The sequence below is a fragment of the Nostoc sp. genome, from assembly GCF_036917435.1.
Taxonomy (GTDB): Bacteria; Cyanobacteriota; Cyanobacteriia; order Cyanobacteriales; family Nostocaceae; genus Nostoc.
Window position 1 is genome coordinate 43,579 of record NZ_JBALDM010000043.1, and the last position, 12,384, is coordinate 55,962.

At 42.9% G+C, this 12,384-nt stretch carries 6 protein-coding genes and 1 pseudogene; 2 read left to right on the forward strand and 5 right to left on the reverse strand.

Going from position 1 to position 12,384, the window contains the following annotated elements; translation table 11 throughout:
* Positions 1 to 254: 254 nt before the first annotated feature.
* A pseudogene (locus V7K98_RS21390) lies at positions 255 to 3,566 on the reverse strand (phycobilisome rod-core linker polypeptide); the annotation flags it as partial.
* Positions 3,567 to 4,106: 540 nt separating this feature from the next.
* On the opposite strand from V7K98_RS21390, the gene V7K98_RS21395 reads away from it, so the two are divergent.
* Positions 4,107 to 4,637: a hypothetical protein gene (locus V7K98_RS21395; protein ID WP_335025433.1), complete on the forward strand. Its 531-nt coding sequence runs from the start codon at positions 4,107 to 4,109 to the stop codon at positions 4,635 to 4,637.
* Positions 4,638 to 4,861: 224 nt separating this feature from the next.
* Here V7K98_RS21395 and V7K98_RS21400 read toward each other — a convergent pair whose 3' ends face one another.
* The 3 genes from V7K98_RS21400 to V7K98_RS21410 all read right to left on the reverse strand — a co-directional run bounded on the left by V7K98_RS21400 (position 4,862) and on the right by V7K98_RS21410 (position 9,367).
* A complete protein-coding gene (locus V7K98_RS21400; protein ID WP_335025435.1) occupies positions 4,862 to 6,148 on the reverse strand; it encodes a dihydroorotase in 1,287 nt (428 codons plus the stop codon).
* 164 nt (positions 6,149 to 6,312) lie between these two features.
* On the reverse strand, positions 6,313 to 7,665 hold the full coding sequence (locus V7K98_RS21405; RefSeq protein WP_335025437.1) for a histidine phosphatase family protein: 1,353 nt from the start codon (positions 7,663 to 7,665) through the stop codon (positions 6,313 to 6,315).
* Positions 7,666 to 8,029: 364 nt separating this feature from the next.
* A complete protein-coding gene (locus V7K98_RS21410; RefSeq protein ID WP_442940431.1) occupies positions 8,030 to 9,367 on the reverse strand; it encodes an RNA-guided endonuclease InsQ/TnpB family protein in 1,338 nt (445 codons plus the stop codon).
* Between the two features lie 198 nt (positions 9,368 to 9,565).
* On the opposite strand from V7K98_RS21410, the gene V7K98_RS21415 reads away from it, so the two are divergent.
* The gene (locus V7K98_RS21415; protein ID WP_335025439.1) at positions 9,566 to 11,047 is read left to right on the forward strand and encodes a site-2 protease family protein; all 1,482 of its coding nucleotides are present in this window, start codon (positions 9,566 to 9,568) and stop codon (positions 11,045 to 11,047) included.
* 47 nt (positions 11,048 to 11,094) lie between these two features.
* On the opposite strand, the gene V7K98_RS21420 is transcribed toward V7K98_RS21415, so the two are convergent.
* Positions 11,095 to 12,354: a glycoside hydrolase family 10 protein gene (locus tag V7K98_RS21420; RefSeq protein WP_335025556.1), complete on the reverse strand. Its 1,260-nt coding sequence runs from the start codon at positions 12,352 to 12,354 to the stop codon at positions 11,095 to 11,097.
* Positions 12,355 to 12,384 lie beyond the last annotated feature (30 nt).

Below are 12,384 nucleotides of genomic sequence, written 5' to 3' on the forward strand. Positions count from 1 at the left end.
AACTGCTACGGCTAATAAATTACGAGTTTGCTTGAGTCCACACAAGTACACAAGCTTTCAAACTCAGTTACCTTCCGCAAAACATTTTCCGGCATTCTGTTGAGCATTTATGACTGCTCTTAACACTTTGTAATATTACCTTTCAGAATTCCCTGTTTTAGCCGTAATCTGAGAGCGATATTACGAAAGGTTACGAAGGTTACAGGGTAAAGATCGCAAAAAATAATCTGTACCCTGTAACCTATTACCTACTCAGCCACCTTTACACTGCCAAGGTAGTTACCTGCTGGCAGAGATGGGAAGCGGTTGTAAGGGACAACATCTTCACCGAAGTAGCGGCTATATTCTGGGCTTTCGACTATTGCTTCTACAGCAGCCGACAAACCACTATCAGCTAGCAACTGGTTACACTGGCTAATTTCTTCCTGAGTTGCGGGTGTACGCCCCAACAAGTGACGGAAGAGGAACTCAATGACCTTGGCATGAGGATAAGGTGACAAGAAGCGCTGACGATAGATTTCGGAACTAGCTAGTTCACGCACAAACTCGCGCACAGAAATTTCACCATTCTGGAGTTTGCCCTCTAGGTCAGTACGGCGGAAATTATCAGGAACTTCACCGCTAAATACATCCAATACCTGGCAGTAAATGGCGTTGATTGCCTGTTGTGTTTCGGATTGGTTTGCGTTTTCCGTTAGACGGTAAATGCGTGCATGTTTACGCACGCTTAGTTCCACGGGTTGTCCACTACCATCGTTGTAGGAACGACCCAGTTCAGCAAAGGCGGGCTTGCTCTTGTTGATACCGTTTGTTTGGGCTGCTATATCTGCGATCGCCTGAGCTAAAAGCGGTGTATTGCTAGAACCTGGACGAATTTGCACTGGCTTAAAGCTAGGCACAACTACGTCATCGTTTTGCTTGGTAAGCTGGTTGTAAAGCTTTTCGGTATTGGGGAAGTTTGCCGCAGGTAGGGTTGGGAAGCGACGATAAGGAACCGTATCTTCACCGAAGACCTGGTTGTATTCCACACTATCTACCAAAGCACCAATAAAGGCACGAATCCCTTGAGTAGCCAGAATCTGGTTATACTTGCGGATTTCTGCTTGGTCTAGTGGCGCACGTCCTAAGAAGTGTTTGGTTCCTAACTCAATCACCTTGGTGTTGGGGTAAGGTGTGTAGAATTCTTTTAGGTAGAGGTTCGAGTAACCTAAACCTTCAATAAATTCCTTCACGCTGATTTCGCCGTTCCCCAGCTTGCTTTCCCACACAGTGAATTCATTTTTGGCGATGTAGGGTGCAATATCCCGCTCAAAAATTTGACGATACGCAGCACTGATCAAAGTTTTTACTGCAACCTTGTCACTGGTATTGGATACCAGTTTGAAGATTTTGGTTTGTTCGCGTTGCTTGCTAACACCTTGGTTAATGCGGAATTGAATATCTGGTTCTGACCGTTGTTCTGTGACTGTACCTAATGTCACAAAGGTCGGCGTTACTTGCTTCTGAACTTTCGCCGCAACATCTTCACGAATGCTACCAACACGCAATTGTCGCCCAGATACACCACCAGGAGTTAGATACCGTTCGTAAGGAATTGTATCTTCACCAAAGGCTTCGCTGTATTCTACGCTGTTAATGATGGCATCAACCACCGCGTAAAAGCCTTGTTTCGCAGCGAGATCAAAGTACTTGTTGATTTCTTGACGGCCATAAGTTGGACGACCCAACAAGCGACGGTGAATATACTCGATCGCTTTACAAACATAGAGCGATGACCAGTACAGATTGCGGAATACATCAGACTTAGCCAAAGCACGGATAAATTCCCGTATAGAAATGTCGCCGTTTTCTAGCTTAATTTCCAATACCTTCGGGCGCTGACCTTCGTAAAGATCGCGACCAAAAACTTGCAGATAAGCAGCTTTAATTACTGCTTGCGTCGAGCTTTCGGAGAATCTGACGCTAGAATTTTTGGTAGCCTTTTTACCTCTAGTACCAGGTAGTTGGTCTAATTTGAACACCTTGGGGCCAAGAGTTCCAGGAGCTTCACCCCGCGCTTTTGGATTACTATTTTGGTTATTAATCCCTGCCCCTTGGTGAATCAGGATACGTTTGGTATCTTTGCTAAAAGGAGCCGGGCGGGTGCTGGGATTGCGAGTTTCTTTCGGGAAAATCGCCCCAAACTGAATTTCTAGGGGGTCATTACCAGAACCGTAAGGATGTTGATCTGGTAGTGGCTGTTCGTAAGCAGCAAATGTGGTAATAAACTGAGGTATTTTGCGGAAAGGCGCACTGTAGTTAAACAGGTCTTGCTGCGGGCCCCAGTTGCGACATTCTTGTGCTTCTTGACCCAGACCTCGGAGGTAGGGTACTGTTTCTTCACCAAAATAGTCGCCGTATTCAGCAGAATCTACTAAAGCATCTACCAAGGCTGGCAAACCACCGTTAGAAATAATCGAGAAGTATTTTTGTACTTCTTCTCGGCTACTTGGCCCCCGTCCTAGAATGTGACGAAAAGCTAGTTCAATGACTCGGCTGTTAATAAAAGGCTGGTAAAACTGTTTTTGGTAAAGGGGAGATTTAGCTAGACGACGAACAAACTCTTTTACGGAGATGTCGCCATTTTTCACTTTTGATTCTAGGTCAGATATAGACAAGCTATAAGCACGGGTAATATCGCGCTCAAAAAGTTGCCGATATGCCGCTTTGATTACCTCATTTTTTTCGCTAGCTGACAACCCAGTTTTCATCACAAACTTGGGACGGCGTTCTGCTGCATTAAAGTAAATTTGCGGCAGTTCCAACCCTTGCTGGTCGCTAGAGGGGCGTTGGCGGACTTTATTTGAAGGTGTGGCTGCTTTGAATTCTGTTAACAAAACATCCATGTACTGAGACACAATTTCTGTAGCCTCAGCATCGTTGCGGAAAAAAGAAAGTGACCCGGCTTTGATTTCTTGCAAAGCTACTAGCGTTGCTTCACCAGAGCAGGCATTTTCAATTATTTCCCGCAAACCCCGTGTGTTCACCGCTATGATGTTGGGGTCGCCAGCAACGATCGCATAAGTAGCGTAGCGCAAGAACCAGGATAAATCCCGCAAGCTCTTGGCCATATTGCTTGGGCCATAACGAGCAATGTTAATTGGTCTGAAACCTGCGGGTACTGGGCCACTGGGGGATGAGTTAAATATTGAGCGTAAATTTTCTAGGAACCCACCACGACTTTCAACGTAGGTTACAGTTCCTAGTTGCATCCCTTGCTGAACATTTGCACCACCACCAGCAGTTACTAATTCTGCTTCTCTGGGCTTTTCTAAAAAAGCCATTGGCGAACCACCGACAAAAATCCGGTTGGCAGCGCGAGACACTATAATCTCGGCATTATCCGTCAGCGTCTGAGAAATTTCTAAACGCTTTGCACCAGATGCAAAATAGCTTGCCAGTTCATTTAATTCACCACTTCCCAAAAAGCGGTCTTGCTGCTCGGCTTGGATAATTGTCGCTACAGCTAGGGTTTGATATAGTTGCGGACGCGCAACTGAGCTTCCACCACTTGCCTTAACACTCATCGGATTTGTAAAACTCCCATCATAATCATTTATGTGTTAAGTCTGGGTCGTTTTGAGGCTTGACACATCGGTGTCTCTGTGCTTTGTGAGCTTGAGAGTATTGCCTGCAAAACTGCCAGTAAATTAACCCGGTTAGCTTTTAGATTAGAACGTTTTGCGTTCTCAAGGCTGGTTTATTAAGAAGTGTGTAGAACCTGTAGCTTAGATACATGCAGTCTTAAGAGTACATACTCTTGTTTGGCTGAGATCAAATCTAAGTTTTGTAACTAAGAAACAGGCTAGGCATGGTCTACTGATGCCGAAAACCTCTATTTGATGTTTGTCGCAGTGTCTACACTACGATTATTGCAACTGGTACAAAATCTGAGTTGAAACCAAATTTCCTTCAGCAATGATCGGTGGACAGTAGTCATTAGCCGATGTTAAGTTGTTTTTGCTACTGATAATCTGAATATTAAGGAATCAGACCACCCTGGAAATAATTCTTAAATTGTGGTGGTTGTAGCTTTAGCTGTGAGCATTCTCTAAGTGGAAAATACTATGCACAAAAGTTCTAATTTTAACTATTTATTCAATGTTACCCTGTCTGCGATCGCAGTTATTTTAGCAGTCACTCCTGCAAATGCGCTTCCAGAACAGAATATTAGCACCGTTGTGAAGTGGGCGAAAACGCGATCGCAGTTACCAACTTTGAGATACAACACCGAAGCCCACGGCTATGATGGTACGAAGGGAAATTTATACTTCTATGCTGATGTCACTTCTGAAAATGGGACAGTAACTAAAGAAGCAATAACTGTTAGTGGTGACTCAAGCATCAAATTCACCACAAAAAACGCCAAAGCGGTGAAACTGTTACAAAATATTTATACTTCCAATATTGCTAATGACTTCCAGAAGTCTCAGTATGTCACCAAAGTTGGACGTGACCAGTTTTATCGTGGACAAAAGTTTGCTTACATCACGGCGGCGGTGCAGGATGGAACATCATTTCAGATAATTCCCTTGAATAAATTGCAAGAGTTTATAAAAAATGCCAGACATTGCCAAACTAATCAATGCGATATTTAATTAATTGCGTAGCCAGGAATTTACACAAGCATCGCTAGTAAACAAAGGCATGTAATTAGTAACACTGTACGCAGTGGATAGTTACTCAACTTGCATCACTGATGGGTGCAAGTTGAGTAACTCCTTATGGGATCGACTCACAGCCAAAATCAAACTCTGATTGGTTGTAAATCATTGGTGCGATCGCAAAAAAGAACCCCGAAGTATTGAGGGGATACATTTTGTCAACACCAAGTTTGTACAACATGACCCTTCAATTGTTGTCCTAACCAAGGTGTATTTTGTGAAAGTGTATAGAGATTTTTTCGTTCGACTTTCCAGATTTGCTCGGGGTGAAATAAAGTAAGTTCTGCTGGTTGATGAGGTAGAATCGCACTGACTTTTTGCCCTAAACACTCTGCTGGACTGCTACTCAATGCCCGCCATAACTCTAAAGCTGTAAATTCTTCAGTTTCAACCAGATATTGCCATAGCAAAGGTAATGCTAACTCTAAACCAATTGCTCCTGGAGGCGCTTCGGCAAAGGCTTGGACTTTTTCTTCGTAGCTGTAGGGTGTATGATCGATTGCGATCGCATCTATCACCCCTGCACGTACCCCTGCACGCAATGCTGCCACATCACTGGGATTGCCTAAAGGTGGGTCTAAATGCAAGCTAGTGTGATAACTCTTAACTGCTTTTGTATCAAGTAAAAGGTGCATCCAGGTGGTGCTGGCGGTGATGGGTAAACCAGCAGCTTTGGCTGAAGCGATTAATTCCACGCTGCGAGATGTGGAGACACGCATGATATGGACTGGTGTACCGATGGCTGCAACCAATTCAAGCATAGCTGCGATCGCAGTAGTTTCGGCACTGGCGGGTATGGGTGGTAAACCGAAACGGAGAGCATCTACCCCTTCTCTCATTACACCATTTGCTGTTAACTGGCGATCGCTCGGCCAAAATGCAACTGGCTTACCCAAGGGCTGGACATACTCTAACACTCGCCGCACCAGCGCCAAATTTTCAAAGGGCTTACCATCGCTAAAACCAACAACTCCAGCAGATGCTAAATCTGCTAATTCCGTCATTTGCTTTCCAGCAACATCTAGGGTGATAGCGCCCCAGATATGAAGCCTGGGAAAAGGAGAAGCCAAGTTAATTTTCTCAATCTCCCCCATCTCCCTATCTCTTTTCTGCTGCAACTGTGCCACAAGTGCAGGATTATCAATAGCTGGGGATGTATCGGGTAAAATGCTAACTCTGGTAAAGCCGCCAGCAGCAGCAGATTTTAAAAGAGACAAGAGGGTTTCTCGTTCTTCAAATCCCGGTTCACCGGAGTGGCTATACAAATCCACTAACCCAGGCCCAAGAACAAATCCCTGGCAATCTCTGATTTGAGTATCGGGATGAATATCAGAAATATGTGAAGCCACTTCTTTGATATAACCCTCAGCAATCAGCACATCAAAGATTTCGTCGATTTCCGAAACTGGGTCAATTACCCGTACTTTTTGCAGCAATTCAGCCATAAAACTTTTTAGTTATGAGTTGAAAATAAAGTTAATAGTTAGGAGTTAGAATTTATTCCTTACTCACCACTTCTAAATTTATTCATCACTCATAATTTTTCACTCCTAACTTTATTTCTAACTCCTAACTATTCACTCCTAACTATTCACTCCTAACTATTCACTCACAATGCCCCTGCTGCTGTTTTATCTAGTACACCTCCACCGAAGTGAGTGGTGATATTCATCGCTTGTAATACTGGTAAACCATCGATTCCAGAAGGGTAATCGATAACACTGACTGCGCCATTACCCTGACGGAAATTCCAGAAATTTTCTAGTGATAAACCCAGAATGTGACAAAGTAGAGTTTTGTTAGTAGCGTCATGCGCCACCACTAATACGGTTTTAAATTGATTAGTTAATGCTGCTTCCACAATTGATTGCCAAGCTGCAACGCTGCGTTCCCATACTTCTTGCAAATTTTCTCCTTCAGGCATTTGCACTTCGGCCGGCACTAACCGCCAGCGCTGTAACTCTCCGGGAAACTCTTGTTCTATCTCTGTTTCTAATTTTCCTTCCCAGAGTCCATGACTGATTTCTCTTAAACCATCTTGCAAGTCTAACTTTACATTAGGATGCTGCTTTAAAATAATCTCTGCTGTTTCTTTAGGACGTAGCATTGTACTACTGAAAGCAAAATCAATCGCTACCTCTTGGAGAAATTCGCCTGCTTTTTGCGATTGTTGTCTCCCGTTGTCATTGAGGGGAACATCAATTTGCCCTTGAAACCTAGTTTGGCGATTCCAGTCGGTTTCACCATGACGCACTAGCAACAACCGTACTCCTTGATGATCCGGTCGTAATGAGGGTAAAGTCTCTCCAGTATGCTGTGTCTGATTTAATGATTCTAGCTGGACTGGTTCGCCCAATCCCCCAGAAAAATTAAGTACGCTGATGCCACAGTTAGATTGCTGGATTGAATGGTAACGACTTGCAGGGATTCCCAAGGCTGTGCTAATCAGGGCGCGATTAATGCCGTTATGTCCCACTATCAGAATAGTTTCGCCTTGATGGTGAGACAAAGTTTCTTGCCAAAACTGCCGCGCTTGTTCGTATAAAGCAAGAACAGGAAAATGTTCTCTTGTCCCTTGTGCATCATTTATCAGCATCCGCAGTTCGTCGGGGTGTTGATGCCAAATGCGGTAGTCTTCGGCAAACTTCTGCTTAACTTCAGCAGTTAGCAGTGCTTCCCATAAAGGGAGGTCGATTTCTAGCAGCAAATCTGAAACTTGAATTACAGCAGATTGTTCGGAATTAGTTGCTAACTCACTATGGATAATATCTGCTGTGTGTTTTGCTCGTTGCAGGGGACTGCTGTAAATAGCATTAAATACAATATTGCTGAGGGCTTTGCCAGCAATACTTGCATCGTTACGACCTTTCTCGGTTAATGTTGACGCATCAGTGCGTCCCTGAATACGCCGTTCGGTGTTATAACCACTTTGACCGTGGCGCACAATGATGACACGAGTCATCTCAAAGCCCTCCTGTATCTAGACGATTAATTTTACTGCAAAATGATTGCAGAATTACGGACTCAGGAAGGCGGATTTATTTAAAAGGGCGGTTAGGAACCGCAAATATACAGGCAAAAGCTATCTTTGTGGGTTTTTAAGCCCTCAATTTTTTCTTAGAAACCAACCAGAACCGTCGTAGGGGCAATTCATGAATTGCCCCTACGACGAGGATCTATTTACCATCAATGAATGATTAATAAAAACCATAGGCGGGATGAGGTTCAGCCACTTGGCAAAACCGCATAATTTGGGCAGACGACAAGCGGCGTTATACATTATTGACACTCTCAGGTCTAAAGACACTGAGATTCTACAGACAGAATTAGTTTAATCTAATTCTCGTTACGGTGGTCAAACACCGTCTACTGAGTTTACTTAAGTCAAGCTCAAGTTTTCCCGCTACTTTTTTTAAAATATTAGCTGATCCGTTGAGATCCGCATTTATTAAAAACTTTTCACCTGTTAGATAAAGCCCTCTCAAAATTCGTCTCCCAGATGCTTTCCACCCAACGGGTTTCTTACCGCTTCGCGGTTCGGCAGTCACTCCTGGGGGAGACCCCCAAGACCGCGCTGCCTCACCGTACTCAGGTAGGGAGTCTCCATCTAGAAAACTCGATTTTGAAGTATATGCTTCTTCGGTTAGGTGAAAAGTTATCCCATACTGGTTAGAAAGTTGCTTGAGTCTGTCTTTCAACTTACCCAATGGCATTTGAACGAATTTTTGGTTATTCAAATTTCCCATATTGGAATTCAGTTTAAAACCTTCATTCCAACCTAGAACTAAGTTACCTATTTTATTTTTGAGGCAGTGGTCAATAATTAACTTCGCAGCTTTGTTAATCCCGTCTCTCATTTGATGATTTCGTTTTCTGGTAACTCTATCTAACCAACTGTCCCAGTAGTCAGTTGATTTACCTTCTTTTTTAGTAGATACTCTTTTATTCCAGAGTTGATTGTCAGCTTTTAATTTTCTTGAGTCTACTAAAAAGGAATTTCCTAAAGTATCTGTGCAAGCAGCTAAGTTTTGAGAAGTTCCCAAGTCAATTGACAAGGCTTCATTGATATCTAATTCGTGATTTTCTTGTTTAACTAAATAAGATAACTCCAGGTAAAAAGCACCATTTTTAGGTAAAATTGTAAATTCTTTCACTTTTGAGAAGTCTAAGTTAATTGGCATTGATAGAAAGAATTCAGATATCCCGAACCACCTTTTTACTGTCAATCCTAAAGGAAATCTAATTTGATTATGCTTTAGAAAAGGTTTACCTGCTCCCGTGTTAGGAAATGCAATTTTGAAAAGCTTTTTCCCTTCAAGATAATTAGGTGGCTTAGGTTTGAAGGATAACTCACTTTTATTGAAATTATTTCTCAGTTCCTTGAAGGACTTAAAAGCCTCACTAACTGACATTAATGTTTGTTGAGCAACTACCGAAGGTAGTGAACTTGCTAATTGAGTTTTACTAACACTTGACTCATAGATTAAATCGAATTTACCAGTGAGTAACTTATCAGTTTTGAAAAGTGTTTGCCTAGCAAAATAGACCCCTGAATTATAGAGTTTTCCCGATTGTTCACAAAGATACTCCAATATTGCTTTAGTATCCTTATCAGGGGATAATAGGACTTGCTGAACTCCCATCAAGGGCTTATTTTTAACCATAATTTGGATTCTTACGATCGCATTTATCATATCATTTTATGATAAATTAATCAAGGAAAACGTAGGTGACTAAAGTCACGCGAGTCGCTTATATCTCAGGTCTAAAGACACTGAGTTTTACGCTTACCGTGATTTTCTATAAGTGTATCTGCAATACCGGACTTGTTCTGGCTCATTCTCAATAGCAAAGGTTTGGAGATGTTTACTTTATCAGAAACTTCTATCCTGGCAGCAACCCTACTGGTAGCTTTAGGTATTTTGGGCTGGGGCTTTTATCGCGCCAGACCTTTTGGTAAGCTGGGAATCTTAGCCTGGTTACAGTCGGTGGTGTTGATGACTCCCTGGCTCTTGTTTTTTGGATTGTTTGCCGCAGGGATTTACATTAATATAGCGGGTATATTGTTGTTATTAGTGACTTCCGCAGGATTGTACATCTACTTGGGCAGACAGTTACGCGCTGCTGGACAAGACACTATCCTCAAGCAACGTGCAACAGAAAGACTCGCTGCTGATTCCTTAGTTGAAGCAAATTCCCCACAACCAAAAGTAGCAGAACAGAAAGCGGAGATTCCGCCGATACCAGAAGAAGACTTAAATGCAATTAAAGGTATCTTTGGTATCGATACATTTTTTGCCACAGAAACCATCGCCTACCAAGATGGAGCAATTTTCAAAGGCAATTTGCGGGGAGAACCAGAAGAAACTCACAATCGTCTAACGGCTAGTTTACAGCAACGCCTTGGTGAGCAATATCGCTTGTTTTTGGTGGAAAATACAGATGGCAGACCAGTAGTGATTGTCCTACCGAGCCGCAACGATCCCCGTCCGATGTTGTTATCACAAAAAGCTTTTGCAGGCATTCTATTAATAGCAACCATTGCCACAAATTTAGAAGCTGCGGGCTTATTGCTGAATTTTGATTTCTTTGGCAATCCAGAACGATTTAAAGAAGCTTTGCCCATAGGTGCTGGGATATTTACAATTTTAGTAGCTCATGAAGTCGGTCATTGGTTACTTGCTAAACGCCACAAAATTCGCCTTAGTTGGCCCTTCTTTTTGCCGGCTGTGCAAATTGGTTCTTTTGGTGCAATTACCCGCTTTGAATCTCTGTTACCCAACCGCAAAGTATTATTTGATATCGCCTTAGCAGGGCCAGCCGCAGGTGGTATTATTTCTTTGTTAATGCTGGTGACAGGCTTATTAATTTCCCACCCAGGTAGTTTATTTCAATTACCCAATCAGTTTTTTCAAGGGTCGATTTTGGTGGGAAGCTTGGCGAGAGTTGTCCTTGGTTCGGCGTTGCAGTCGCCTCTAGTAAGCGTTCATCCCCTAGTGATAATTGGTTGGTTGGGATTAATAATTACCGCTTTGAATTTAATGCCCGCAGGACAACTAGATGGTGGCCGCATTGTTCAGGCAATTTATGGACGCAAAACCGCAGGACGCGCAACGATCGCAACTCTAATTTTACTAGCCCTAGTGTCTCTTGGTAATATGATTGCCATGTATTGGGCGATCGTCATTTTCTTCTTACAACGGGATCAAGAACGCCCTAGCTTGAATGAAATTACTGAACCCGATGATGCTAGAGCCGCTTTAGGTCTTTTGGCTCTATTCTTGATGATTACCACGCTCTTACCCCTAACTCCTGGCTTGGCTGGGCGTTTGGGAATAGGATAGTGCTGAGTTAATAAAACTGGCGTTGCAAATTATGCAACGCCGGGAAATTAACTGAATGGTTTCCAACCGACTAGCAAATTCGGGTAAGCTGTTGGTGTGGGAAATATTTTCTGAAAGGCCGTTTGACGCTCTTGTGGCTTTTCTTTGCTCATATTCCAGAGAGATTCATAGAAAAAGAAAGAGACTCCGGCAAAATTGCGATCGCGTGCTTTTTGCACTTGTGTCTGAATCTGCTGCATCGGTATAGATCGGTTTTTCAACCCAGCCAAAATACCTACACTCACAGGGATATGGCTCTTTGCAACTTTCACTTCTGGATACTCTAATTCGCTGATAAAAACGTTTAAGTCATCCCGATATATCTGCAAAACTAAGTCTTCAATAATTCCCAGCCGTTCCCACTTCTGCCAGTCTGCTAAAAAGAAATCATAAGAAAAACGTTGAGGATTAGGAGCAACCGAAACCAGGCAATTTTTTTTAGTAGCTTTGATAGCTGTAAATACCCGTTTCATAAAGTCGGTGATTTTGTTAGCTCTCCAGCGTACCCATTCTGGATCTTGAGAGTTTTTGGAGGGAGCTTTTCCACGGTGTTCTTTTTTGTAAAGTGCCACTGTGTAAGCATCGTACCCTAATTCTGATGGTAAGCCAAAATGGTCATCAAATTGAATCCCATCGATATTATAATTTCCGACAATTTCAACGATTAAATCTTGGATAAATTGTTGTACTTCTGGGCGAAAGGGATTTAGCCAAACGCGATTATCTTTCCCATCTTTAACAATTCGCGTCCCGTCGCTGCGACTGGTGAGCCATTGGGGACGATTTTTAGCTAACAGGGAATCTGCTGGTGCCATGAAGCCAAATTCAAACCAGGGAATCACTGTTAACCCTTTTTGATGTCCCACATCGACAATTTCTTTAACGATATCTCGTCCTTGCAATCCGGGAGTGGGATCGAGCGATCGCCCGATAACTTTTTGGGCAACTTTGCTAGGATACAATGTATATCCCCAATTCCAAACCGCCGGATATATAGTGTTAAAATTGAGTTCATCAAGGCGTTGCAAAGATGCCTTGAGGCGATCGCGCTCAAACAACACATCGCTGTCAATATTTGTTAACCACACCCCTCTTAACTCAGATACTGAGGCTCTCTGAGGAATAATTTGAGCTTTTAAAGGGAACGATAACATCGCTGTAGCTACCAAACTCAAGGTAACTATAACGGCAAACAATCCAGACTTTCTGCTTTGGCGAATATTCCACCAAGAAGGAAAATCAACACACCACTTGACAAACCTTTTCATCATTTGCTATAAATGTTATCCACTTATGAA